At 59.5% G+C, this 24,833-nt stretch carries 29 protein-coding genes; 18 read left to right on the top strand and 11 right to left on the bottom strand.

Annotated features, from left to right (window positions below; translation table 11 throughout):
• On the bottom strand, window positions 1-312 hold a 312-nt coding region (locus GPS82_RS00420), incomplete at its 3' end, for a GNAT family N-acetyltransferase (RefSeq protein WP_296490090.1).
• A 132-nt stretch (window positions 313-444) separates the two neighbouring features.
• Here GPS82_RS00420 and rpsP point away from each other — a divergent pair.
• The 7 genes from rpsP (at window position 445) to hisC (ending at window position 5,394) form a co-directional block, all read left to right on the top strand.
• The gene (gene rpsP / locus GPS82_RS00415; protein WP_296490089.1) at window positions 445-699 is read left to right on the top strand and encodes a 30S ribosomal protein S16; all 255 of its coding nucleotides are present in this window, start codon (window positions 445-447) and stop codon (window positions 697-699) included.
• A 9-nt stretch (window positions 700-708) separates the two neighbouring features.
• Window positions 709-1,272, top strand: a complete 564-nt coding sequence (rimM, locus tag GPS82_RS00410) for a ribosome maturation factor RimM (RefSeq protein ID WP_296490088.1) — start codon at window positions 709-711, stop codon at window positions 1,270-1,272.
• Between the two features lie 10 nt (window positions 1,273-1,282).
• Window positions 1,283-2,050, top strand: coding sequence for a tRNA (guanosine(37)-N1)-methyltransferase TrmD (trmD, locus tag GPS82_RS00405; protein ID WP_296490087.1), 768 nt, complete (start codon window positions 1,283-1,285; stop codon window positions 2,048-2,050).
• 73 nt (window positions 2,051-2,123) lie between these two features.
• A complete protein-coding gene (rplS, locus tag GPS82_RS00400) occupies window positions 2,124-2,507 on the top strand; it encodes a 50S ribosomal protein L19 (protein WP_296490086.1) in 384 nt (127 codons plus the stop codon).
• Window positions 2,508-2,584: 77 nt separating this feature from the next.
• The gene (locus GPS82_RS00395; RefSeq protein ID WP_296490085.1) at window positions 2,585-3,256 is read left to right on the top strand and encodes a CoA pyrophosphatase; all 672 of its coding nucleotides are present in this window, start codon (window positions 2,585-2,587) and stop codon (window positions 3,254-3,256) included.
• A 25-nt stretch (window positions 3,257-3,281) separates the two neighbouring features.
• A complete protein-coding gene (locus tag GPS82_RS00390) occupies window positions 3,282-4,244 on the top strand; it encodes a cobalamin biosynthesis protein (protein WP_296490084.1) in 963 nt (320 codons plus the stop codon).
• Between the two features lie 70 nt (window positions 4,245-4,314).
• On the top strand, window positions 4,315-5,394 hold the full coding sequence (gene hisC, locus GPS82_RS00385) for a histidinol-phosphate transaminase (protein ID WP_296490083.1): 1,080 nt from the start codon (window positions 4,315-4,317) through the stop codon (window positions 5,392-5,394).
• Window positions 5,395-5,403: 9 nt separating this feature from the next.
• Here hisC and rsgA read toward each other — a convergent pair whose 3' ends face one another.
• The 3 genes from rsgA to GPS82_RS00370 are packed head-to-tail and all read right to left on the bottom strand — an operon-like array spanning window position 5,404 to window position 7,955.
• Window positions 5,404-6,321, bottom strand: a complete 918-nt coding sequence (gene rsgA, locus GPS82_RS00380; protein WP_296490098.1) for a ribosome small subunit-dependent GTPase A — start codon at window positions 6,319-6,321, stop codon at window positions 5,404-5,406.
• Window positions 6,321-6,650 carry a 4a-hydroxytetrahydrobiopterin dehydratase gene (locus tag GPS82_RS00375; RefSeq protein ID WP_296490082.1) on the bottom strand — a complete coding sequence of 110 codons (330 nt, stop codon included), beginning with the start codon at window positions 6,648-6,650 and terminating at the stop codon, window positions 6,321-6,323. The genes rsgA and GPS82_RS00375 overlap by 1 nt, the downstream gene beginning before the upstream one ends.
• Window positions 6,651-6,665: 15 nt before the next feature.
• Window positions 6,666-7,955: a M48 family metallopeptidase gene (locus GPS82_RS00370; RefSeq protein ID WP_296490097.1), complete on the bottom strand. Its 1,290-nt coding sequence runs from the start codon at window positions 7,953-7,955 to the stop codon at window positions 6,666-6,668.
• A gap of 37 nt (window positions 7,956-7,992) precedes the next feature.
• Between GPS82_RS00370 and orn the strand changes: the two genes are divergently transcribed.
• Window positions 7,993-8,589: an oligoribonuclease gene (gene orn, locus GPS82_RS00365; RefSeq protein WP_296490081.1), complete on the top strand. Its 597-nt coding sequence runs from the start codon at window positions 7,993-7,995 to the stop codon at window positions 8,587-8,589.
• A 264-nt stretch (window positions 8,590-8,853) separates the two neighbouring features.
• Window positions 8,854-10,737 carry a DEAD/DEAH box helicase gene (locus tag GPS82_RS00360; protein ID WP_296490080.1) on the top strand — a complete coding sequence of 628 codons (1,884 nt, stop codon included), beginning with the start codon at window positions 8,854-8,856 and terminating at the stop codon, window positions 10,735-10,737.
• A gap of 102 nt (window positions 10,738-10,839) precedes the next feature.
• On the opposite strand, the gene GPS82_RS00355 is transcribed toward GPS82_RS00360, so the two are convergent.
• Window positions 10,840-11,406: a YggT family protein gene (locus tag GPS82_RS00355; RefSeq protein ID WP_296490079.1), complete on the bottom strand. Its 567-nt coding sequence runs from the start codon at window positions 11,404-11,406 to the stop codon at window positions 10,840-10,842.
• Window positions 11,407-11,545: 139 nt separating this feature from the next.
• On the opposite strand from GPS82_RS00355, the gene lysS reads away from it, so the two are divergent.
• From lysS to grxD, 7 genes are all read left to right on the top strand, one after another.
• Entirely contained in the window at window positions 11,546-13,120 is a 1,575-nt protein-coding gene (gene lysS / locus GPS82_RS00350; RefSeq protein ID WP_296490078.1) for a lysine--tRNA ligase, read from the top strand.
• 3 nt (window positions 13,121-13,123) lie between these two features.
• Complete coding sequence (gene ugpQ / locus GPS82_RS00345) at window positions 13,124-13,903, top strand: glycerophosphodiester phosphodiesterase (RefSeq protein WP_296490077.1); 780 nt, start codon at window positions 13,124-13,126, stop codon at window positions 13,901-13,903.
• 324 nt (window positions 13,904-14,227) lie between these two features.
• Entirely contained in the window at window positions 14,228-15,487 is a 1,260-nt protein-coding gene (gene hemA, locus GPS82_RS00340) for a glutamyl-tRNA reductase (RefSeq protein ID WP_296490076.1), read from the top strand.
• Window positions 15,488-15,606: 119 nt separating this feature from the next.
• Window positions 15,607-16,701, top strand: coding sequence for a peptide chain release factor 1 (gene prfA, locus GPS82_RS00335; RefSeq protein WP_296490075.1), 1,095 nt, complete (start codon window positions 15,607-15,609; stop codon window positions 16,699-16,701).
• A gap of 6 nt (window positions 16,702-16,707) precedes the next feature.
• Window positions 16,708-17,592, top strand: coding sequence for a peptide chain release factor N(5)-glutamine methyltransferase (gene prmC, locus GPS82_RS00330; RefSeq protein ID WP_296490074.1), 885 nt, complete (start codon window positions 16,708-16,710; stop codon window positions 17,590-17,592).
• Entirely contained in the window at window positions 17,576-17,788 is a 213-nt protein-coding gene (locus tag GPS82_RS00325) for a SlyX family protein (protein ID WP_296490073.1), read from the top strand. The genes prmC and GPS82_RS00325 overlap by 17 nt, the downstream gene beginning before the upstream one ends.
• A gap of 85 nt (window positions 17,789-17,873) precedes the next feature.
• Window positions 17,874-18,200, top strand: a complete 327-nt coding sequence (gene grxD / locus GPS82_RS00320; protein WP_296490072.1) for a Grx4 family monothiol glutaredoxin — start codon at window positions 17,874-17,876, stop codon at window positions 18,198-18,200.
• Window positions 18,201-18,243: 43 nt separating this feature from the next.
• On the opposite strand, the gene GPS82_RS00315 is transcribed toward grxD, so the two are convergent.
• Window positions 18,244-18,879: a lytic transglycosylase domain-containing protein gene (locus tag GPS82_RS00315; protein ID WP_296490071.1), complete on the bottom strand. Its 636-nt coding sequence runs from the start codon at window positions 18,877-18,879 to the stop codon at window positions 18,244-18,246.
• Between the two features lie 61 nt (window positions 18,880-18,940).
• Window positions 18,941-20,695 carry a proline--tRNA ligase gene (locus GPS82_RS00310; RefSeq protein WP_296490070.1) on the bottom strand — a complete coding sequence of 585 codons (1,755 nt, stop codon included), beginning with the start codon at window positions 20,693-20,695 and terminating at the stop codon, window positions 18,941-18,943.
• A gap of 91 nt (window positions 20,696-20,786) precedes the next feature.
• Between GPS82_RS00310 and GPS82_RS00305 the strand changes: the two genes are divergently transcribed.
• Window positions 20,787-21,404: an RNA pyrophosphohydrolase gene (locus GPS82_RS00305; RefSeq protein WP_363716700.1), complete on the top strand. Its 618-nt coding sequence runs from the start codon at window positions 20,787-20,789 to the stop codon at window positions 21,402-21,404.
• Window positions 21,397-21,906, top strand: coding sequence for a CNP1-like family protein (locus GPS82_RS00300; protein WP_296490069.1), 510 nt, complete (start codon window positions 21,397-21,399; stop codon window positions 21,904-21,906). Before GPS82_RS00305 ends, GPS82_RS00300 begins: the two co-directional genes overlap by 8 nt.
• Before the next feature lie 30 nt (window positions 21,907-21,936).
• Here the strand turns inward: GPS82_RS00300 and proB are convergent, their stop codons facing one another.
• The 4 genes from proB to rplU form a co-directional block, all read right to left on the bottom strand.
• Window positions 21,937-23,073 carry a glutamate 5-kinase gene (gene proB, locus GPS82_RS00295; RefSeq protein WP_296490068.1) on the bottom strand — a complete coding sequence of 379 codons (1,137 nt, stop codon included), beginning with the start codon at window positions 23,071-23,073 and terminating at the stop codon, window positions 21,937-21,939.
• Between the two features lie 18 nt (window positions 23,074-23,091).
• Window positions 23,092-24,171 carry an Obg family GTPase CgtA gene (gene cgtA / locus GPS82_RS00290; RefSeq protein ID WP_296490067.1) on the bottom strand — a complete coding sequence of 360 codons (1,080 nt, stop codon included), beginning with the start codon at window positions 24,169-24,171 and terminating at the stop codon, window positions 23,092-23,094.
• A 67-nt stretch (window positions 24,172-24,238) separates the two neighbouring features.
• Window positions 24,239-24,499, bottom strand: a complete 261-nt coding sequence (gene rpmA, locus GPS82_RS00285) for a 50S ribosomal protein L27 (RefSeq protein WP_296490066.1) — start codon at window positions 24,497-24,499, stop codon at window positions 24,239-24,241.
• Window positions 24,500-24,511: 12 nt separating this feature from the next.
• On the bottom strand, window positions 24,512-24,823 hold the full coding sequence (gene rplU / locus GPS82_RS00280; RefSeq protein ID WP_296490065.1) for a 50S ribosomal protein L21: 312 nt from the start codon (window positions 24,821-24,823) through the stop codon (window positions 24,512-24,514).
• Window positions 24,824-24,833: the final 10 nt, after the last annotated feature.

Genomic DNA, 24,833 nt, shown 5'->3' with positions numbered 1-24,833 from the left:
TTCAGCCAACAAGGCCCGACCCAATCCCTGGCCCATCCCCGATGGCGCCAGATAGATTGAATCTTCTGCCGAAAAACGGTATGCGGGGCGCGGCTTGAACCAGTTGCAGTAGGCAAATCCGAGCACCTGAGCGTCATCAACCGCGACCAGGTAGGGCAAATTTTTGCTCAACACATCCGCGCGGCGCTGGGCCATGTCCGCCTCAGTGGGCGGGTCAACCTCGAAAGTGCCGGTTCCATGCAACACATGGTGGGCATAGATGGCCGTAATTTGAGCGATGTCGTCGGATTGGCTGGCGCGAATGATGGGCATGGTGTTTGTCAACGATATAATGTGCGGCTGTCTGGCGTGTCGCATAACCGGGTGGTCATGTCGCGTGTCTCAAACGCCAGGTTAAATGCCAATTTTTCGTGGAATTCATTCCACTTCCCCAAAGGATACATCATGGTCGTCATTCGACTCGCCCGTGGCGGAGCAAAAGCTCGCCCGTTTTTCAATATTGTGGTGGCTGACAAGCGCACCCGCCGCGATGGCCGCTTCATCGAGCGCATTGGTTTTTACAACCCGATTGCAACCGCCAATGAGGAAAGCATCCGTATTGCCCAGGACCGCCTGACCTACTGGCGCAGTGTGGGCGCGCAAGCATCGCCGACCGTTGAACGCCTGATCAAACAAGCTGCTGCCAAAGCAGTTGCCTGATCGTCGCTGATGTTGCCCGGCCTGGAGGCTGCCGAATTGCCGGCAGATGCCATCGAAGTCGGGCGCATCCTTGATGCCTGGGGCATCAAGGGATGGTTCAAGGTCCTTCCCTACAGCGCCGATCCCGAGGCGCTTTTTTCTGCCCGATGCTGGTTTCTGCTGCCCACCGAAAAAGGCGCAAAGACATTTGAAGGCGTTGGCAAGCTAACCATCAAAGAGGCCAAAACCCACTCGGATACGGTGGTCGCTTGCGCGCATGAATTTGATGACCGCAGTGCCGCTGATGCCCTGCGCGGGGCGCGCATCTTCATTGCACGCAGCAGCTTTCCGGCCGCGCAAAAGGACGAGTACTACTGGGTCGATCTGATTGGCCTTGACGTCATCAATCGCGAAGGTGTTGCTCTGGGGCAGGTGCGCGACCTGCTGACGACCGGGCCGCAAACGGTGCTGGTGATCGATCAGGTTCAGGATGGCAAACCGGTGGAAATCATGATCCCCTTTGTGGCGGTTTACGTTGATGATGTGAACTTGCGCGAACGCCGCATTCTGGTGGATTGGCAGCCAGATTATTAAGAGCGGCATCATGCGATTTGACGTGGTGACGCTGTTTCCGGAACTGTTTGCCCCCCTGCTCAACACGGGCATCACCCGGCGCGCCTTTGAATCGGGTCAAGTGGATGTGCGCTTGCGCAACCTGCGGGATTTCGCCCTGGGAAATTACCGCCGGGTGGATGACCGCCCCTTTGGCGGGGGTCCGGGCATGGTGATGATGGCCGAGCCATTGGAGAAGTGCCTGGCCACCGTTCGCACCGAACGCCAGGACAATGCGCCGGTGGTGCTGTTTTCCCCGACCGGCAAGCCGCTTGACCACACCATGGTCACACGATGGGCCGACAGTCGTGGCGCGCTGCTGATTTGTGGTCGCTACGAAGGCATTGACCAGCGTTTTATCGACACCCATGTCAACGAGCAGATCAGTCTGGGCGACTTTGTGCTGTCTGGCGGCGAAATCGCCGCCATGGCCCTGCTTGACGCCGTGGCCCGGTTGCAACCGGGCGTGCTGGGCGACGCCGACAGCCATGCCCAGGACAGCTTCAACCCAGCCCTGGACGGCTTGCTGGATTGCCCGCATTACACCCGACCCGAAATCTGGCAAGGAAAGCCTGTTCCGGAAGTGCTGCTCAGCGGTCACCACGTCAACATTGATCGCTGGCGCCGCAACCAGCGTTTGTTGCTCACCCTTCGCTTGCGGCCTGAGTTGATCGACCAGGCCCGCCGCGCCGGCCATTTGAGCCAAACTGACGAGGTCGCCCTGTCAGGCTATAATCATTGGCTTCCCGATCCTCTGTAAGACCGCCAAAGTGCAGTGCACATTGGCATACGTCATGGTGACGCTGGTGCTGGCATGATCATTGAAAGAACTTATGAACCTGATCCAAACTCTTGAGCAAGAAGAAATTGCTCGTCTCGGCAAAACCATTCCTGTATTTGGCCCCGGCGACACCGTTGTCGTGAGCTTGAACGTGGTTGAAGGCACCCGCAAGCGTCTGCAAGCCTACGAAGGCGTGGTGATTGCCAAGCGCAATCGTGGCCTGAACAGCGGCTTCACCGTGCGTAAAATTTCCAGTGGCGAAGGTGTCGAGCGCACCTTTCAAACCTACAGCCCGCTGATTGCCAGCATTGAAGTCAAGCGTCGCGGTGATGTGCGCCGCGCCAAGTTGTACTATTTGCGTGACCGCAGTGGCAAGTCGGCGCGTATCAAGGAAAAATTGCCGGCACGCAAAGTGGCGGCTCCTGCTGCCGCTTGATCCGCTGGCAGACAGCCCAAAAAACCGCCTCAGTCAACTGTGGCGGTTTTTTTTCGCCCTGCATCTCCGTCATCACCATGACCGCAATCAAGATCGATCCGCGCACCGTGCCTGTGGTGCAGGTTGACCGCCACCTGCCTGCCGTGGAGCAACAAAGGCTCCGCCCTGACGCACTGCGCTCACGTTTTGCCACGCCACCCGTTTGGAGCCCTGAGTTTTCGATTGAAAAGAAATTCATGGAGCGCGAGCCCATGGCCGCCGCCGTGCTGCTGCCCATTGTGCTGCGCCCGGAACCCACCGTGCTGCTCACCCTGCGCACACCCCACCTGAGCACCCACTCCGGGCAAATTGCCTTTCCCGGCGGCAAGGTCGATGAGACCGATGCCGGCGCGGTCGCCGCCGCGCTGCGCGAGGCAGAGGAAGAAATTGGTTTGGGTGCGCAATTTGTGGAAGTGTTGGGACAGCTGCCGATTTATGTCACCGGCTCAGCCTTTCATGTCACACCGGTGGTCGCCCTGATTTCTCCGGACGTCGTCTTGACACCCAACCCGTTTGAGGTCGCCGATGTCTTCGAGGTGCCACTGGCCTATTTGATGAACCCTGCACACCATCGGCATCATCAGACAATGTGGCAAGGCGTGCAACGTGAGTGGCTGTCGATGCCCTACCAGGATGCCACCACCGAGCGCTATATCTGGGGCGCAACAGCCGGCATGTTGCGTAACTTTTACCGGTTTTTGCGAGCATGAAGCAGGCAACCGCTATGATTCAGACATGAGCTTCATCTCCGTGCTGTTTGCCCTCTTGCTGGAACAGGCGCGTCCTTTGGGCCGCGGCAATCCGATCCATGCAGCCATGCGTTCGTGGGTGCGTTTCTGTAGTCGCAACCTGGATGCGGGCAAGCCTCTTCACGGCTGGATGGCCTGGGGGCTGGCGGTAGGCGGGCCATCAGCGATGGCGTTGTTGATTTATTGGGCGCTTGATTTTTGGGGCGGGAGCGCCCTTGCGCTACTCTGGAGCGCACTGGTGTTGTACGCCTCCCTCGGTTTTCGCCAGTTCAGTTTTCACTTCACCGAGATCCGCGATGCATTGGCCAACGACGATGATGCTTTGGCCCGCACATTGTTGGCCCAATGGCAACACATCGACACCCAGTCCTGGTCGCGCAGCGAGGTCATTGGCCGCGTCATTGAGCTCTCTGTGCTGGCAGCCCATCGACATGTGTTTGGCGTGTTGGTCTGGTTTTCCGTACTGGCAGCGCTTGGTTTTGGCCCCATGGGAGCGGTTTTGTATCGCCTGGCAGAGTTTGTCAACCGCTATTGGCAGCACAAAAGCCAGACGCTGCAGCAGCCCGTCAGCCTGGCTTTGCAGACCAATGCAGGCCTGGCCTGGCATTGGATCGACAGCTTGCCAGCGCGCGTGACGGTGCTGGGTTTTGCGGTGGTCGGCAATTTTGAAGAGGCGATCGACGGCTGGCGACGTTACGCAGCCCAATCAGGCACAGACAACGATGGACTGGTGCTCGCCGCCACTGCTGGCGCCGTCAATATTCAAATCGGACCGGTCAGCGCTGGCAGATCATCCACAGCAGCGGGGCCGGCAGCGGCAAATGGTTTCAGCCTGCGACCGCCCCCCGAACTGGCGCACATGGCCATTTTGGTCGGTCTGGTCTGGCGCACCGTGGTCATGTGGCTTGTGCTGTTGGCGCTTTTGACGCTGGCGCGACTCATCGCCTGAGCTTGAGCGCAAAATTTGATCTGATTGGTGTCACGCCACTCCCCGAACGTCTATTGAAATGAGCCCCGTTTTGAACGCCCAATTTATCAGTCCCATTGTCCAGCGTCTGGTGCCCTATGTGCCCGGCGAGCAACCCAAGATGGCCAATCTGGTCAAGCTCAATACCAACGAAAACCCTTACCCGCCGTCACCACGGGTGGTGGCAGCCATCCAGCAGGCGGCTCAGCATGGCCTGCAGCTGTACCCCGACCCCGATGGCAGCACATTGCGGCAAGCCGTTGCCCGTCACTTTCAGCTGTCTGCAGAACAAGTCTTCTTGGGCAATGGTTCAGACGAGGTGCTGGCACATGCTTTCTTTGCTTTCTTTCAACAGGGCTGCCCACTGCTGATGCCCGACATCAGCTACAGCTTTTACAAGGTCTATTGCGGCTTGTACAGCATTGCTGCACGCACCGTGCCGCTGCGCGAAGGCCTGCGCCTGAACGTGTCCGACTATGCTGCGTCCGATCAGGCCGTCGCCGGGGTCGTGGTTGCCAACCCCAACGCACCCACGGGCATCGGCCTGCCACTGGCCGACATCGAGACCCTGCTGCAAATGCACCCAAACCGCGTGGTGCTGATCGATGAGGCCTACGTTGACTTTGGCGGCCAAACCGCCATGACGCTGATTAACCGCTACCCCAACTTGCTGGTGTCGCACACCCTGTCCAAGTCACGCTCGCTGGCTGGCCTGCGCATAGGCTACGCCTGCGGTCAAGCGCACCTGATTGAGGCACTGAACCGTGTCAAAAACAGCTTTAATTCTTACCCGCTGGACCGACTGGCGCTGGCCGGGGGCGTAGCCGCGTTTGAAGACCATGCCCATTTTGAGCAAACCCGCCAGGCCGTGATGGGTAGCCGCGAAGGGCTGGTGCTGGCGCTGGAAGACCTGGGCTTCAAGGTGCTGCCTTCGCAGGCAAACTTTGTCTTTGCGCGTCACCCCGACCATGAGGGGGCTGCACTGGCCGACGGCTTGCGGGCGCAAGGCGTGCTGGTGCGGCACTTCAAGCAAGCCCGCATCGACCAGTACCTGCGCATCAGTGTGGGCACGCCCGGGCAATGTGATGCGTTGGTCACAGCGCTCACCAAACTGGTGAGTCCAGCGGCGTGAGACAGCGGCCTAGTAGCGCCGCTTCTGCTTCAGTTCGGCGTATAAATCGTTGTAGATCTGGTAGCGGTTCACGCTGATGCTGTCAGGCTTGTCGTCCGAGTTCACCGCGGCAATCACACCACAGCCAGGCTCATGCAAGTGACTGCAGTTGTAGAACTTGCAGTTTTGGACATGGGGCTTGAAGTCGGGCATGTAGGCCGCCAATTGGGCCGGATCAATGTGGTTCAGGCCAAATTCCTGAAACCCTGGCGAGTCAATTAGCGCCGTGGTTTTGTCGGCATCCACCCAATACCAGGTGGTGCTGGTGGTGGTGTGTTTGCCGCTGCTCAGGGCCTGTGACAAGATGCCGGTCTGCACCAGTGCACCCGGAATCAGGCAGTTGATCAGGGTGCTTTTGCCCGCGCCCGACGGGCCCAGCACCAGCGTGGTCTTGCCTGTCAGTCGCGGGCTCAGAGCGGCACGGCCCGCCACCACGTCCGCGAGCGACAGCGGCAACACGTCATACCCCATGTGGCGATACGGCGCCAGCCAGTTCCAGGCACGGGCAAAGGGCTCGGTGAGGTCGCTTTTGTTGAGAACAATGACCGGACTGATGTGCTGCTCTTCGGCGGCAATCAGGGCCCGCGAGAGTTGGCTGCTGGAAAACTCTGGCTCGGCGGCAATCAGGATCAGCACCTGATCGAGGTTGGCGGCAAACATCTTGGTTCGCACATCGTCCTGCCGATAGAACAGGTTGCGGCGCGCCTCTATTTTCTCAATCGTGCCCTCGTCCTGCGAGGCCAGCCACAACACCCTGTCGCCGACCACACCCTGGCTTTTTTTACCGCGCGAATGGCAAATCAAGCGCTCACCCGCGTCGTTTTCAACCAAAAAATGGCGTCCATAGTTGGCCACGATCAGGCCGGGTTCCCGCTGCGGCTGAGCCATCAAGGCGTTGTCCTGGCAACACCTGGAAGCGCATCGACCGCGGCGGCACAATCAAAGTCCGCCTGCGAGAGTCCGGCCACATCATGCGTGCAGTAACGCACCACGCAGTTTCCAAAGTGCACGATAAGTTCCGGGTGATGATCACGGGTCTGGGCCAGCCAGGCCACGGCGTTGACGAACAGCATGGTCCGGGCGAAGTCTGCGAACCGGAAGGTTTTCTGGATCACCACCGCTGCGCCATCGCCGTCCAGATGCCAGCCCTCGAGTTTGGCCAGCCGCGTGACCACCTCAGTTGCGGTCAGGGCTCTTTTGGGTTGCATGAGGGACATTTTGGATCCGAAAAATTAACGCACTGCCGCGGCAATGCCCTGCATGCGCGCCAGCCGCTCCGAAGCACCAGGATGCGAATAATAAAAGCGCACATACAGGGGGTCGGGCGTCAGCGTCGAGGCATTGTCTTCGTAAAGCTTGAGCAGCGCTGTTGAAAGATCCTGCGCGCTGGTTTGCCTGACAGCGTAAGCGTCTGCCTCAAACTCATGCTTGCGCGACAACTGCGCAAAAAGGGGGGCCAAAAAGAAGCTGAACACCGGCATGACCAACATGAACAGCAACAGCGCCAGTGCATCATTGCCAGACGCCAGGTTGGGCTGAACCCCCAGCCCCGTATAAAACCAGACCTGCTGGGTCAAATAACCCAGCAGCGCGAAGCCGGCCAGACTCAGGGCAAACATGGAAACGATGCGCTTGATGATGTGCTTGTGTTTGAAATGCCCCAGCTCATGCGCCAGCACCGCATCCACCTCAGCCGCGCTCAGTTTGGCCAGCAGCGTGTCGTAAAACACCACGCGCTTGGCGGCACCAAAGCCGGTGAAATAAGCATTGGCGTGGGCGCTGCGCTTGCTGCCGTCCATCACGAACAAGCCCTTGGCGGAAAAGCCGCACCGCTGCATCAAGGCTGTGACACGGGATTTCAAAGTCTCATCTTCCAGCGGCGCAAACTTGTTGAACAGGGGCGCGATCAGCGTCGGGTAGATCACCAATAACAACAGGTTAAAGCCCATCCAGAACAGCCAGGCCCACAACCACCACAGGTTGCCGGTGGCGGCCATCATCCAGAGGATCAGGGCGGCGATCGGCAGCCCGATCAAGGCGCCGATCAAACTGGACTTAAGCAAGTCGGCCAACCACAGTTTGAGCGTCATTTTGTTGAAGCCAAACCGCTGTTCCAGCACAAAGGTCTGGTACCAGGACAATGGCAAATCGATCACGCCACTGATGACCACAAAGGTCACCAGCAAAGCCAACTGCTGTCCCATGCCAAGGCCCATGGTATGCGCCAAGAACTGATTCAGGGCGGAGAGCCCGCCAAGCAAAGTCCATCCAAGCAAAACCGCCACGCCCAGAGCCATCTCCAGCAGCCCGAGTCGGGCCTTGGCCAGGGTGTAGTCGGCTGCCTTTTGATGGGCGGCCAAGGAAATGGTGTGCGCAAAGGCTGCAGGCACCGCTGCACGGTGCTGCGCCACATGGCGAATCTGACGCGAACTGAGCCAGAACCTGACCAGCAAACCCAGGCCCAACGCGGCCGCAAACAATGCGGTTAACAAAAGTGAAGCGGGGAAGAGCGTGTCGATCATGGCCGGGGAGTTTAGGTCATCGGCGACAATTTGACCCATGCATAACGCCAACACCCCCACTGAATCGGCTGCTCTGGCCAAATCGGACCTCAACCTGGTCTGGCTGGACTGCGAAATGACCGGCCTGAACCCGGAACATGAGCGCATCATCGAAATCGCAGTCATCGTCACCGACGCCCATTTGACCCGGCGCATCGAAGGCCCGGTGCTGGTGATTCACCAAAGCGACGACCTGCTTGACAAGATGGACAAGTGGAACACCAACACGCATGGCAAAAGTGGCCTGATTGGCAAGGTGAAGGCCTCAACTTTGGGGGAAGAGGAAGCCGAGAAAATACTGCTTCATTTTTTAAGTCATTACGTGCCCAAGAGCGGCGCACCCATGTGCGGCAACAGCATCGGCCAGGACCGGCGTTTTCTGGCCAGGTACATGCCCAAACTCGAGGCGTTTTTTCACTACCGCAATCTGGACGTGAGCACGCTCAAGGAACTCTCCAAGCGCTGGGCACCCGATGTCTACAAGAGTTTCAAGAAGAAGCAGCGTCATACGGCGCTCGCTGACGTGCATGAGTCCATTGACGAACTTGAACACTACCGCACGCACTTTTTGCAACTGCCCAAACCGCCTCTTTGAACGGAAATTGAACCCGACTCAGTAGAAACCCGAATCTGTGGCATAATTCGAGGCTTCGCTGAAATTACAGCGTATTTTGTACATCTCCCAACATTCACTGGGTCTGTAGCCGGGTTGTTTCACAACCTGCCTCAAAAAGACCCCCAGCATCCAGACGCACTCACCTTGCTGAGTCTGAGCCGGTTCCGTTTGATGGTTGATGTTTTTTAACCACCACACGGATCCACCGCACACCTTGCGGGGCTTCGCGTTTGAGGACATTCCATGACTGACGCTACTCTAGCGGCCGGCGAAATTTCGTCTGCTGAAAATTTTTCCAACGACATCAACCTGTTGCCCCACGATGCTTCTGAAGCGTCTGACGTTGCAACACCAGTGGCTGAAGACATCCCTAACGGTTTTGTCACGCTTGGCCTGGCTCCGGAGCTGATTGCCGCCGTGAAAGACCTGGGCTTTACCCAGCCCACCACGGTACAACTGAAAACCATTCCCCTGGCCATGCAAGGCGCGAGCACCGATGGCAACAAAGCCAAATTTGTTGACCTGATGGTCTCCAGCCAAACCGGTAGTGGCAAAACCGCCGCTTTCCTGTTGCCCGTGCTGCACACCTTGCTCAAGCAGCAAGAACAAGTTGAAATCGATGCCCGCGCTGAATACGAGCAAGCTGTGGCTGACGCTGCTGCCAAAGGTGAGGCGCCTCCGAAGCGTGCCAAGCGCAAAGACCCGACCAACCCGCGTCATTTTTCCGCCCCAACACCCGGCGCGCTGATCGTCTGCCCGACCCGTGAGCTCGCTCAGCAAGTGGCTCACGACGCGATTGACCTGGTGCAGCATTGCCGCGGTCTGCGCGTGGCCAACATTGTGGGTGGTATGCCTTACCAGCTGCAAATTGCCAAGCTGCAAAACGCCAATTTAGTGGTGGCCACCCCGGGTCGTCTGCTGGACCTGCAGCGATCCATGCAAATCAAACTCGACCAGGTGCAGTTTTTGGTGGTTGACGAAGCCGACCGCATGCTCGACCTCGGTTTCTCGGATGACCTGGCTGAAATCAACCAGCTCACCATCGACCGCAAGCAGACCATGATGTTCAGCGCCACCTTTGCGCCGCGCATCCAGCAACTGGCCTCCCGCGTGATGCGCGAACCCCAGCGCATCACCATCGACAGCCCGCAAGAAAAACACGCCAACATCAAGCAAGTGCTGTTCTGGGCTGACAACGCCCAGCACAAACGCAAGTTGCTGGACCACTGGCTGCGTGACACCACCATCAACCAGGCCATTGTGTTTGCCAGCACGCAAATTGAATGCGACGGTTTGGCCAATGACCTGCAACAAGATGGTTTTGACGCCGTTGCTTTGCACGGTGCACTCAGCCAAGGCTTGCGCAACCGCCGACTGATGGCGCTGCGCCAAGGCCAGGTGCAAATCCTGGTGGCAACCGATGTGGCCGCCCGCGGCATTGACGTGCCCACGGTCACCCACGTGTTCAACTTTGGCCTGCCGATGAAGGCCGAAGACTACACCCACCGCATTGGCCGCACCGGCCGCGCTGGCCGTGACGGCCTGGCCGTGACCTTTGCCGAATTGCGTGACCGTCGCAAGATTTTCGACATCGAATCGTTCAACCGCCAGCCGATCAAGGCCGAAGTGGTGCCTGGCTTGGAACCCAAGCAGCGCATTCCTGAATCACGCCCAAGTGGTTTTGGTGGCCGTGACAACCGTGGCGGTGGTGATTTCCAGTCGCGCGACCGAAAATTTGGTGGTGGCGGCCGCAGCGGTGGCTTTGATGCGCCGCGTGGCAACTTTGACGCGCCTCGCGCTGGTTTTGCCGACCGCAATGCCACCGGCCCGCGTATGGCTGGGGCGGGCAACTTCCAGAACAACAACGGTGGCGGTTTTGCCGGCCGTGAAGATCGCTCTTTTGCACCGCGTGACAGCGCGCCACGAGAAGGCTTCAACTACGAACGCAAGGGTGGTTTCAATGATCGCTTTGCCGGCGACCGCAACACCACCAGCGCAGCTCCCCGCGGTGATTTTGCCGCCCGCAAGCCTGCCTTTGGCAAGCCCGCGTTTTCCAAACCTGCCGGCGGCGGCAAAGTGTTTGTGCCGCGTGACGCGCAAAAGCGCTTTTCCAAAAACGACCGCTAATCAAGACTGGTAACCATTCAGGCCCGCTGATCGAAAGATCAGCGGGCTTTTTCATGAGCAGCAAGCGGCGCAGTGCATTGCATGCATTGCAGCGCCCCCCGCTCAAGCCATCAGCAAAGTAGCTGCCTGCAGGTTTCCCAGCACAATGGCAGCCACTTGCAAGAGCACAAGCAGCACCAGGGGCGACAGATCAATGCCCCCCACCAAAGGCATGACACGGCGGATGGGCTGCAATAGAGGCTCAACCAGGCGGGTGATCACCGCCCCGATGGCCGATGGCGCAGACACCCAGGACAGGACGGCATAGACAATAACGGCCACCGTCATGCCAGAAATGGCCATGCTCAACAAGCCAAACAGTGCCAGAACCGGAACGACAAAGAGCCCACCCCCGGCTCCGGCGAGCAGCCACAACACCAAGTACTTTCCCAGTTGCAACAAAAAAGCCGCCACCAGGCTGGCCGTGTCCAGGGCACCCAGCGCCGGCAACACGCGCCGCAGCGGCAGCACAATCCAGTCGGTCAGCGCAAACACGAATCGTCCCAGGGGATTGCCTGAACGCACTGCCATGGGGATGCGCATGAGTTGCATGTAAAGACGCAGCAGGCAGGCACCACTCACAATGCCAACAGCAACCTCAAGCAACAAAGAAATAATCTGATAGAGCATGGCCTCAGCACATGGTTAACAAGCAGCAGCAATGATAACGACCGGCGCACTAGCTCTTAAAATCCGGGGTTCTGTCAAAAACACCTGATGCCTTGCTGCCCACTTGATGGACCGAATGCAGCTTTTTTGGATTGCCCCCATGCCTGACCACACCACCACGCCCACACACCCACCAGTCCCTCAGGACGAAAACCAGTTGATACTGGAGCGGCGCGAAAAACTCAAAGCCCTGCGCCTGGCGCAGGCCGAGGGCAAAGGCGTGGCCTTCCCGAACGACTTCAAGCCCGCCGACCATGCGGCCGACCTGTTTGCCGCGCACGCGGGGCAAACACCCGAGGGTTTGATTGAGCAGGGCGCTAAGGCCAAGGTCGCCGGGCGCATGATGCTCAAACGCGTCATGGGCAAGGCCAGCTTTGCCACGCTGCAAGACAGCACCGGGCGTATCCAGATCTACATCAAGGGTGAAGACGTGGGCGCTGACGTGTACGCAGCTTTCAAACACTGGGACCTCGGCGACATCGTTGCGGCAGAAGGGCTGGTCTTCAAGACCAAGACCGGTGAACTCTCCATTCACGCCAGCAGTATTCGCCTGCTGACCAAAAGCCTGCGCCCACTGCCCGACAAGTTTCACGGCATGGCCGACCAGGAGATCAAATACCGCCAGCGCTATGTGGACCTGATCACGGACGAGGACACTCGCGAGCGCTTCAGGGCGCGCAGCAAGGCCGTCAGCGGCATCCGTGAATTCATGGTGGCGCACGAATTTCTGGAAGTGGAAACCCCCATGCTGCACCCGATTCCGGGCGGTGCCAACGCCAAACCCTTCACCACCCACCACAACGCGCTGGACCAGCAGATGTTTTTGCGCATTGCGCCTGAGCTGTACCTGAAGCGCCTGATCGTCGGCGGGTTTGACCGTGTGTTCGAGATCAACCGCAGCTTCCGCAACGAAGGCATCAGCGTGCGCCACAACCCCGAATTCACCATGATGGAGTTCTACGCGGCGTATTGGGACTATCAGGATTTGATGACATTTACCGAAGCGCTGATTCGTGACGCCGCCCAAAAAGCCCTGGGTACCTTGCACTTGAGCTACGCCGGCAAGGCGGTTGACCTGGAGCAACCGTTTGAGCGCCTCACGATTCATGAAGCCATTTGTAAATACACCGAAGCAGGGCAGATGCTGGACGACGGCTCGGGCTTGAAGGTGGACAACGCTGCCTGGCTGCGCTCGGTGTTGCCCAAACTCGGCATCACCGAAGCCAAGCATCACATCTCGACGCGCAGCCTGCCCAGCCTGCAGGTGTTTTATTTTGAAGAGACTGTGGAAGAAAAGCTCTGGCAGCCCACCTTCATCATGGAGCACCCCACTGAAATTTCACCGCTGGCGCGCGCCAACGACAGCCGCCCGGAAGTGACCGAGCGCTTTGAGCTCTACATCACCGGTCGTGAATTCGGCAACGGCTTCAGCGAACTGAACGATGCCGAGGAACAAGCCGCACGCTTCCAGGCTCAGGTGACGGCCAAAGACAGCGGCGACGACGAAGCCATGTATTACGACCACGACTTCATTCGCGCCCTGGAGTACGGCATGCCACCCACCGGCGGCTGCGGCGTGGGGCTGGACCGGCTGATGATGCTGCTGACCGACAGCAGCAGCATTCGTGATGTGATCCTGTTCCCGGCCCTGCGCCGCGAGGCCGGAAAAGAATAAGCCATGCACCCACCCACCCCCTGGCCCTACCCGCGCTGGATCGCTCACCGGGGCGCGGGCAAACTGGCGCCTGAAAACACACTGGCAGCATTCCGGCTGGGAGCCAGCCATGGTTATCGCATGTTTGAATGCGATGTGAAACTGAGCAGCGACGGTGTCCCCTTCTTGTTGCACGACGACAGCCTGACACGCACCACCAATGCCTTCGACAGGCTGGGGGCGCACAACAGCAGCACGGGCGGCGACCATCCCTGGGGAGCGCTGTCCCAGCTTGATGCCGGCAGTTGGCATTCACGCACCTTTGCCGGTGAGCCTTTGCCGACCTTTGAAGCCATTGCCCGCTACTGCCTGCGCAATGCATATTTTTTAAACATTGAGATCAAACCGACGCCCGGCCTGGAGCGCCAGACCGGCGAAGTGGTTGCCAACCATGCCGCTCGCCTGTGGCAAAACGCTGCCGCGCCGCCGCTGCTGACCTCGTTTGATGTCGCCGCGCTGGAATCGGCCATGAGCACGCAGCCAGCATTGCCGCGCGGCCTGCTGCTCGATACCTTGTGGACGGGCTGGCTGGAAACCGCGCAACGGCTGGGCTGCGTCGCCATCGTCTGCAACCACACCCTGTGGAACCAGCTCAGCCTGGCGCTGGCGCACAGCGCAGGTTTCAAAACCCTGAGTTACACCGTCAACGATGAAGCCACGGCTCAGCGCCTGCTGGACCTGGGGCTGGATGGCATCATCACCGACCGCGTGGACTTGTTCTCGCCCGTCAGCCTTTGCGCATGAGCCATTGGCTGGTGGCGGCAGTAACCACCAGGGCCAGATAAGTCACCATCTTGCCATCCTGGCCAAACAGCGCCAGACCAAGAAGCAGGATCACCAGCCCCGCAAAAAAAGTGAATCCAATTTGCGCTGGCAGAGAATAAGTGGACGGTCTTTTCCTGATCAACCACCGGGCTAACCAAGGCAGCAGCAACGCCAGCCACAACGCGGGCGCCGCGAAATTGATGAGATGATCCAGCAGTGTCAGAAATCCCATCAGAAACCCTTCGGGGGAAAGAAAAAATGATACAGGTCAAAGCGCATGGCGGCTGATTTTATAATCCACGCATGACAGTCTGGGCCCTAGGCATCAACCACACGACCGCACCACTGGATCTGCGCGGTCGTTTCACGTTCGCCATCGACCAGGTCGAGCCCACGTTGCGACGCTTTCGCGAGACGCTGGCACACCAGCCCGAGGCGGCGCTGATCTCCACCTGCAACCGCACCGAAATTTATTGCGCCAGTGAAAAGCCTCACCTGGAGCACACACTGGACTGGCTGGCCGAGACGGGCGGTGTGTCCCCTGCCCTGTTGCGGGCGCACTCCTACACGCTGGAAGACAGCATGGCCGCTCGCCATGCGTTCCGCGTCACCAGCGGGCTGGATTCCATGGTGCTGGGCGAGACCCAGATTCTGGGCCAAGTCAAAAATGCGGTGCGCGTCGCCGAAGCCGCGGGCGCGCTGGGCAACACACTGAGCCAGTTGTTTCAGCGCTCCTTTGCCGTGGCCAAAGAAGTGCGCACCTCCACCGAGATCGGCGCGCACTCCATCAGCATGGCAGCCGCTGCCGTGCGACTGGCCGGCCAATTGTTTGAAGATTTGGGCGAGGCCAGGATGCTGTTTGTTGGCGCGGGCGAAATGATCGAGCTGTGCGCCACCCATTTCGCCGCCAAAAACCCCAAATGCATGGTGATTGCAAACCGCACACTCGAGCGTGGCGAAAAACTCGCCAGCCGGTTTGGTGGCGAAGTCATGCATCTGGCGGAGTTGCCTGATCGGCTGCACGAATTTGACGCAATCATCAGTTGCACCGCCAGCACCCTGCCAATCATTGGTCTGGGCACGGTCGAAAGGGCGTTGAAAAAACGCAAACGCCGCCCCATGTTCATGGTCGATCTGGCCGTCCCGCGCGACATAGAGCAGGAAGTCAAGGCTCTGGAGGATGTCTACCTGTACACCGTCGACGACCTCTCCAGCGTGGTGCAAACCGCGCAGGCCAGCCGCCAGGCGGCAGTGGCGCAAGCTGAGGCGATTGTCGATGCAGGGGTGATGAGCTTCATGCATTGGATCGACCAGCGCGGCTCGGTGCCGCTGATCCAGCAACTCAACGCCCAGGCCGACGAATGGCGCGCCCATGAGATCGCCCGCGCCCGCAAGATGCTCGCCAGGGGCGCTGATGTGGATGCCGTGCTGGAGGCCCTGTCCAAGGGCTTGACGCAAAAAATGTTGCACGGCGCCATGGCTGAACTTCGCGCGGGCGACGCCCAGGCGCGCGAACACGTCAGCACAGCCATCCATCACTTCTTTTTACGCAAAGAGCGGTAGATGGGCCCCGCACTGCGTTAGCGACGATGCCGCTTGGTCCATGCCCTGCATGCGTGGATTGTTCTCCATCTGATCTGTCTCTGACGGTCAGAAAATCAATCAGTCAGCCCTCAACGTCCATGAAAACCTTTCTCCGTCAACAACTTGTCCGTTACACCGACCGCCTGGGCGAACTGGAGTTTTTACTGTCGCGTCCGGACATCATGAGCGACATGGCGCAATTTCTGCTGCTGTCGCGCGAACACACCGAGGTGGCCGCCGTGGCGAGCCGCTGGCTACGTTACCAGCAGCGCGAGGCTGACCTGGCCGCCGCAAAGGAACTACTGGCCAGCAGTGCCAGTGAGCCCGACATGGCGGCGCTGGCGCAGGAAGAAATCGATTCCGCCAACGCCGAGTTGCAGCAGCTTGAGACTGAGTTGCAGCGCATGCTGCTGCCCAAGGACCCCGACGACGCGCGCAATGCCTTTGTTGAAATCCGTGCCGGCACCGGTGGCGACGAATCTGCCCTGTTTGCCGCTGACCTGGCGCGCATGTACCTGCGCTATTGCGAGCGCCGCGGCTGGAAACCTGAAATCATCAGCGAGTCGCCCAGCGAGTTGGGCGGCTACAAGGAAGTTGTCATCAAGGTCGAAGGGGACCATGTCTATGGCGCGCTCAAGTTTGAGTCGGGTGGCCACCGGGTTCAGCGCGTGCCGGTCACTGAAACCCAGGGCCGCATCCACACCAGCGCCTGCACCGTGGCCGTGCTGGCCGAGCCCGATGAGCTAGACGCCATCAAAATCAACCCGTCAGACCTTCGCATTGACACCTACCGCGCCAGCGGCGCCGGTGGCCAGCACATCAACAAAACCGATTCGGCGGTGCGCATCACCCACCTGCCCACCGGCATCGTGGCCGAATGCCAGGACGGCCGCAGCCAGCACAGCAACAAGGCGCAAGCCCTCAAGGTGCTGACAGCCCGCATTCAGGAAAAAGACCGCAGCGAGCGCGCGGCACGAGATGCCGCCGAGCGCAAAAGTCTGGTGGGCAGCGGCGACCGCAGCGACCGTATCCGCACCTACAACTTTCCGCAGGGGCGACTCACCGACCATCGCATCAACCTGACGCTCTACAAGCTGCTCACCATCATGGAAGGCGATCTGGACGATGTCGTGAACGCGCTGCAAGCCCACGAAGCAGCGGCGCAACTGGCAGCACTTGAGTTGAATGCCTGACACGCGATGAAAGAAGACAGTCCGGCTCACTCCAGCTTGGGGCAAACGCTCGCCAGTCTGCAATCCAGTGGGCTGGAGCGGCTGGACGCCCAACTGCTACTGCTTCACCTGCTGGGCAAACCGGCCAACCAGCGCGGCTGGCTGCTGTCGCACGACGACGAGCCGTTGCGGCCTGACATCGCCGCGGCCCTGGAAGCGCTGGTGCAGCGCCGCTTGGCTGGCGAACCGCTGGCCTACCTGACAGGCCGGAAGGAATTTTTCGGGCTTGACTTGCAGGTGGATGCCCGAGTGCTGGTGCCCCGGCCCGATACCGAAACGCTGGTGAACTGGGCACTGGAACTGCTCGACGGCGAGCAGCGCGTGCTTGATCTGGGCACGGGCAGCGGCGCCATTGCGCTGGCACTGAAGGCCAGCAAGCCGGCGCTTCACGTCCATGCCACCGACTACAGCGCGGAAGCCCTGGCCGTGGCCCAGGTCAATGCCGAAAAGCTCAAGCTTGACGTCAGCCTCCACCGAGGCGCCTGGTTTGCCGCCCTGCCCGCCACTGCGCCCCGGTTTGACTGTATCGTTTCCAATCCACCCTACATCGCTGAACTTGACGCGCACCTGGCGGCGTTGACATTTGAGCCGGCACAAGCACTTACCAGCGGCCCTGACGGCCTGGACGACCTTCGCCAGATTATCACCCAGGCCCCAAGGCACCTGGCACCGGGCGGCTGGCTGCTGCTGGAACACGGCTACGATCAGGCACAGGCCGTGCGCACCTTGCTGCGCGAAGCCGGTTTTGTGCAAGTGCAGTCACGCCAGGACCTGGCTAACATCGCCCGCTGCAGCGGCGGCCAACTCATCCCGTCACCTCAACATGATCCAGACCATGACCAACCTCATTGAAGAGCGCCTGACCGAACTGGAAGTCAAGGCCAGCTTTGCCGAAGACCTGCTGGACAAGCTCGACCAGATCATCATCCGCCAGCAAGATCAGATTGACCGCCTGGAGCGCGAAGTGCAGTGGCTGCGCCAGCAAACACCGCAAGAAGACATTGCGACGCCACGCAACCTGCGCGACGAGTTGCCGCCCCACTATTAGCATCCCTAAGCCCGGCAGGGTCTAGCCCCCATTCGCCGTTAAAAGTGAAATAATTCAGCCTGTTTTTAAAAGAGGAATTTACAGCATGAGCGACGCACAACAACGCATTGACGACCTGGTCAAACACAACGACATTCTGCTTTTCATGAAAGGCACGTCGAGTTTTCCGCAGTGTGGCTTCTCAGGCCGCGCCATCCAGATCCTGAAAGCCTGCGGCGTTGATCCCAAAGCCATCAAAACCGTCAACGTGCTTGAAGATGACGGCATTCGCGCCGGCATCAAGGACTACAGCAATTGGCCCACCATTCCCCAGTTCTTTTTCAAGGGTGAATTCATCGGCGGCTCCGACATCATGATGGAGATGTACGAGAACGGTGAATTGCAAACCATGCTGGGGACGCCTGCCGCCTGACACAGCGTGACTGTCAGCCCCGCTGGGCTGCTTCAGCGGGGACTCAGGCGAGCCAGATTTTCTGCGCCTTCAGCACCGCCTGCGGGTAGGGCGCGCGCCCCCTTGAACCGTTGTAGCGTCCCAGCGCCATAAACCAGTCACCCCTTTCACGGTTCAGGTAGTGGCGCAAAATCACGCAGCCAAAGCGCAAATTGGTCTGCATATGAAACAGCTTGCTGGCATCACCATCGGCCAGCACCCGGGTCCAGAATGGCATCACCTGCATGTACCCGCGTGCTCCCGCGCTACTCACGGCAAATTTGCGAAAGTTGCTCTCAACCTGAATCAAACCCAGCACCAGCGACTCGTCCAAACCGGCGCGCCGGGATTCGTACCAAACGGTTTGCAGAAATTCCTTGCGGATATTCCAGTCTGAGTATTTTCTGGCCAGGCGCTCGCTCATGGCTCCCAGCCAGCGCAAATAACGCAGCCGCGACTCGGTGTCTGAAAACTCTGGCACGGGTGGCGCATGGTTGGCAATGGCGGAACTCAAGGCAGTGCGTACGGAGTCAACCAAAGGCTCCTCCATTTGCGCCCCAGCCCATGATGGGCCCGCATGAAGCAGCGCGCCCAGTCCCGCACCCACGCCAAAGGGCCGCACGCTGAAGGCACTTGCAAGAACCGCTCGCCTGGTTGTCATCCCGCCACACCGTCGCCGACAACCCTGCGCGGTGCTCCATTCGTCTCGGGCAAGAATTGTTTCATGGGCCGACTTTAACCTTCAGCTTCGACATCAGCAAGCCGGTGATCCCGGTCAGCGGTATCGCGCTGGCAGCCGCATCCCGGCGGTACTGGTACTCCACGTTGCCTTCTTTCAGGGCCCGGTCACCGATGTTGACACGGTGCGGCACGCCAATCAGCTCCCAATCGGCGAACATGGCTCCGGGGCGCTCGCCGCGGTCGTCCAGTATCACATCCACGCCTGCGGCAAGCAACTCGGCATATAGCTTTTCCGAAGCCGCTTTCACATCGGGCGAGCGATCCGCATTGATCGGGCACAACACCACTGTGAAAGGCGCCAGCGCATCGGGCCAGATGATGCCGCGCTCGTCGTGATTTTGTTCAACGGCAGCGGCGGGCAGGCGCGTGATGCCAATGCCGTAGCAACCCATTTCCATGAACTGGGGCTTGCCGTTCTGATCGAGAAAGGTGGCGTTCATGGCCCGGCTGTACTTGGTGCCCAGATAAAACACATGGCCCACTTCGATGCCACGCTCAATCACCAGCGCGCCCTGGCCGTCGGGCGAGGCATCCCCGGCCAGCACGTTGCGCAAGTCGGCCACCAGTGCAGGCTCCGGCAGGTCACGACCCCAGTTGACGCCCGTGATGTGAAAGTCGGGCTCGTTGGCACCACAGACCCAGTCGCTCATGACCGCCACGTCGCGATCCGCGACGATTTGCACCGGCTTTTTCAGCCCGATGGGTCCCAGGTAGCCCGGCAAACATCCAAAGTGGTCTTCAATCTCACCTAGGGTGGCAAATCGGAAAGTTTGCAACCCCGGCAACTTGTTGACCTTGACCTCGTTCATGTCGTGGTCGCCGCGCAGCAGCAGCAGCCAGACCTGCGTTTTCACCACCTCGCCCCGGTCGTTGAGCACATCGGTGGCCAGCACCAGCGATTTGACGGTGCGACTCAGGGGCAGGCTCAACAACTCAGCCACAGCGGCACAGGTGCTCTTGCCAGGCGTCGCCGTTTTGGTCATGGCTTGCGCGGCCCCAGGCCGCGGGCCAACCGGTGCCAGCGCCTCGGCCTTCTCCATGTTGGCCGCGTAGTCACTGCCCGGGCAATACACAATGGCGTCCTCGCCAGTGGCGGCAATCACCTGGAACTCTTCACTCAAATCCCCGCCAATGGCGCCGCTGTCGGCCGCCACTGCGCGATAAGTCAGGCCAAAGCGGTCAAAAATACGCCGGTAGGCCTGCGCCATGATCTGGTAACTGGCCTTGGCCGTGGTTTGATCCCGGTCAAAGCTGTAAGCATCTTTCATGATGAATTCACGCCCCCGCATCAGGCCAAAACGCGGACGGCGCTCATCCCGGAACTTGGTTTGAATCTGATAGAAATTCTTTGGCAGCTGCTTGTAGCTGCGGATTTCCTGGCGCGCAATGTCGGTCACCACCTCTTCGCTGGTCGGTTGAATCACAAAGTCGTGCGCGTGCCGGTCTTTGATGCGCATGAGTTCAGGGCCCATTTTTTCAAAACGGCCGGTTTCAGCCCATAACTCGGCAGGCTGCACCACCGGCATGGCCAACTCGACAGCGCCGGCACGGTTCATTTCTTCACGAACAATGGCCTCGACTTTGCGCACCACACGCAGCCCCATGGGCATCAGGGTGTAAATACCGGCACCTAGCTTTTTGATCATGCCGGCACGCGTCATGAGCTTGTGGCTGACAACTTCGGCATCCGCCGGGGCCTCTTTGAGGGTAGAAATGAAGAATTGGGAGGCTCTCATGGGGATTTCCAGCGCTGTGTCAGGGTTATGCCGCTTGCTGCACGGCCCGGGCTGTGCATAATCAAGCTAATTTAAAAATTGGGGTTTGATTATGCTTGACCGGGACGGCTTTAGGCCGAACGTCGGCATCGTCCTGCTCAACCAGAAAAATCAGGTGTTTTGGGGCAAGCGTATTCGTACGCACTCCTGGCAGTTTCCGCAGGGCGGCATTGACCGGGGCGAGACCCCCGAGCAAGCCATGATTCGGGAACTGCATGAAGAAATCGGGCTGCAACGCGAACATGTCCGCATTGTGGCCCGCACCCGTGACTGGTTGCGCTATGAGGTGCCAGACCGTTTTATTCGCCGCGATTCGCGTGGCTTTTACAAGGGCCAAAAACAGATTTGGTTTTTGTTGCAACTCGTCGGTCACGACTGGGATCTGAACCTGCGCGCCACCAGCCATCCCGAGTTTGATGCCTGGCGCTGGAACGATTACTGGGTGCCGCTGGACGCTGTGGTCGAGTTCAAGCGTGAGGTGTATGTGACGGCTCTGACCGAACTGTCACGCTATTTGCCGCGCAATGAATACCGAAACAGGTTTCTGCGTCAAGGTATCCGCCCGCTGGACCTGGAACAGTCGTGCGCAGGCATGCCGGATGCAAGCTTTGGCATGCAACCTGGCATCCCCCTTGAAAATGATCCCCCGCCCGGACAACAACATGCCTGAATCACCGTCTGTCAAAACCTTTGCGCGGCAAAAATGGCTGCTGCTGGCTGTGACTTGCTGCGCATTGGCGGCCCAAGCACAAGGCCCGGCCGATGATCCAGACTGGAAAGAGACCGAGGTCCCGGCGCCTCCCAAATTCGATCCCAGGCAGCGGGTGAGCATCGAAATGCCGCCTTATGTGAGCACGAAATTTGGCATCGACCCGGCCACCTTGGTGGTCACGCCTGATGGCATCGTGCGCTATGTGATGGTGGCGGTGAGCCCCAGCGGCACCGTGAATGCGTTTTATGAGGGCATTCGCTGCGCCACAGGTGAAGTCAAAAGCTACGCCCGAGCCAACGACAGCGGTGTTTGGACGGCCATCAAAGCGCCAGAGTGGCGTCGGCTTAATGACAACCAACCCTCCAGGCACGCGTTGGCGCTGGCCCAGCAGGGCGCCTGCGAAGGCAACACCAGCAGCAGTTCAGCGGCGGACATTCTCAGAAAACTCAAAAGCAAATAGCTCGGCAGGCGGGGGCCCGCGATCAGGGTGTCAGCGTTTGAGCACCAGGTTGTCACGGTGCACCATCTCTGGCTCTGCCAAATAGCCAAGCAAGCCTTCAAACTGGCTTGATGGCTTGCGGCAGATCAGACGCGCCTCGGTGCTGGCGTAGTTGGCCAGTCCGCGGGCGACTTCAAGCCCTTGCGGATCGCGAATGGCAATCACATCTCCCCGCGAGAAGTCACCCTCCACACCGGTCATGCCGATGGGCAACAAACTTGACCCTCCGCCCAGCAACTTGGCCACAGCGCCGGCATCCACCGTGACGGCGCCACGCAATTGCAAATGGTCGGAAATCCACTGCTTGCGCGCCTGCATTTTTTGCGTCGGCGCCACCAGGAGTGTGCCGATGGCCTCACCCTGGCCCAAGCGCAGCAAGGCATCGGGCTCGCGCCCCCAGGCGATCACGGTAGAGGCCCCTGAACCCGCTGCCCGCTTGGCGGCCAGAATTTTGGTAATCATGCCACCGCGCCCCAGGCTGGAACCGGCGCCGCCAGCCATCACCTCCAGCGCAGCGTCGCCAGCCTGGGCCACATGCACAAACCGGGCATTGGCGTCTTTGCGCGGATCGGCGGTGAACAGGCCCTTTTGATCGGTGAGGATCACCAGCGCATCCGCTTCCACCAGGTTGGCCACCAGGGCGCCCAGCGTGTCGTTGTCGCCAAACTTGATCTCGTCATTGACCACCGTGTCGTTTTCATTGATGACCGGCACGACGCCGAGCTTGAGCAAGGTGAGCAGCGTGGAACGCGCGTTGAGGTAGCGCTCGCGATCCGCCAGATCGGCGTGCGTCAGCAGCACCTGGGCACTGCCCAAACCGTTCTCGCGCAGCTTGGTCTCATACATGTGCGCCAGGCCCATCTGCCCCACGGCCGCAGCCGCCTGCAACTCATGGATCTCATGCGGGCGCTTGGACCAGCCCAGGCGCTTCATGCCTTCGGCAATGGCGCCACTGGACACCATGATGACCTCGCGCCCCTGGCGCACCAGGACCGCCATCTGCCGGCACCATTCGCCGATGGCCGCCTCATCCAGGCCCCGGCCATCGTTGGTCACCAGGCTGGAGCCGACCTTGATGACCACGCGGCGGGCATCCCGCAATGCTGAATTCTCTTGTTCTTGAGCCATGCAACCCTCTTGGGCCAGTTATTTTTGAGCAGGTTCCGCCACATCTGCAAAGCGCGGATCGACGACCTCGGGCGCCAGTTCAATTTTTTGCTGCGCACTGATGTGCTTGTAGACCGCCTTGATCAGCGACTCGCACCCTTCACGTGTCAGTGCCGAGATTTCAAACACCGGCCCCTTGAACTTGAAACGCTTGACAAAGTCCTTGACCAGAGCTTCGCGCTCTTCCTTTGGAACCATATCAAGTTTATTCAGCACCAGCCACCGCGGTTTTTTATGAAGCGCGGAATCGTATTTTTTGAGCTCGTTGACAATGGCTTTCGCCTGCGCCACGGTATCGACGCCGTCGTCAAAAGGGGCCATGTCAACGATGTGCAGCAGCAGACGGGTACGCTGCAAATGACGCAAGAAAAGATGCCCCAAGCCGGCACCTTCGGAGGCACCCTCAATCAAACCGGGCAAGTCGGCCACCACAAAGCTCTGCTCCGGCCCCACCCGCACCACACCCAGATTGGGGTGCAGGGTGGTGAACGGATAGTCGGCAATGCGCGGACGGGCGTTGGATATCGCTGTGATCAAAGTGGACTTGCCCGCATTGGGCATGCCCAGCAAACCAACGTCAGCCAGCACCTTGAGTTCCAGCTTGAGGTTGCGCTTTTCACCCGGCCAGCCTGGTGTTTTTTGCCGCGGTGCGCGATTGATGGCACTCTTGTAACGCATATTCCCGAAACCACCGTCGCCGCCCTTGGCAATGGTGATGACCTCTCCGGGCGCAAGCAACTCAAACAGCACCTCGCCCGTTTCGGCGTCGGAGATGATGGTGCCCACCGGCATCTTGAGCGTGATGTCGTCGCCTGCGGCACCGAACATGTCGGAGCCCATGCCGTGCTGGCCGCGCTGGGCATCATGCCGGCGCGAGAACCGATAGTCAACCAGCGTGTTGAGGTTGGGGTCAGCTACCGCAAAGACATGGCCACCGCGGCCACCGTCGCCACCGTTTGGGCCGCCAAACTCTTTGTACTTTTCATGCCGAAACGAGACGCAGCCAGCGCCACCATCTCCGGCGGAGATGTCAATGTAGGCTTCGTCAACGAATTTCATGATAGGTGCCTTATAAATAAAAAACCCCGCGCCGGGCGCAGGGTCTTGGGTGAGCGCAAGACAGCCCTTAAGCTGCTGCGGTCACGCTCACGGTGTGGCGGTTGAGCGCACCCTTGATGGCAAAAGACACATGGCCTTCTGTCAATGCAAACAGGGTGTGGTCTTTGCCGATGCCGACATTGGTGCCGGGGTGGAACCGGGTGCCGCGCTGGCGCACAATGATCGCGCCTGGGGCGACCAACTGACCACCAAACATCTTCACACCGAGCATCTTGGGCTTGGAATCGCGCCCATTTCGCGTCGAGCCGCCGCCTTTTTTATGTGCCATGACCCGTGCTCCTTAAGCAGTAATCGCACCAATCAGCAGTTCAGTGAACTGTTGACGATGACCTTGACGTTTTTGATAGTGTTTACGACGGCGCATTTTAAAAATGCTGACCTTGTCGTGTTTGCCATGTGCCAGCACCGTGACACTGACCGTTGCACCGGACACCAAGGGTGTGCCCACCTTGAGTTCTGCGCCGCTACCGACTGCCAGAACCTGGTCGATCACAATCTCTTGGCCTACGTCCGCAGCAATCTGTTCTACTTTAATTTTTTCGCCAGCAGCAACTCGATATTGCTTGCCACCGGTTTTTATGACCGCGTACATATTGACCTCT

This window comes from Rhodoferax sp. (assembly GCF_011391645.1).
GTDB lineage: Bacteria > Pseudomonadota > Gammaproteobacteria > Burkholderiales > Burkholderiaceae_C > Rhodoferax.
This window is presented reverse-complemented; position numbering and strand designations above follow the sequence as displayed.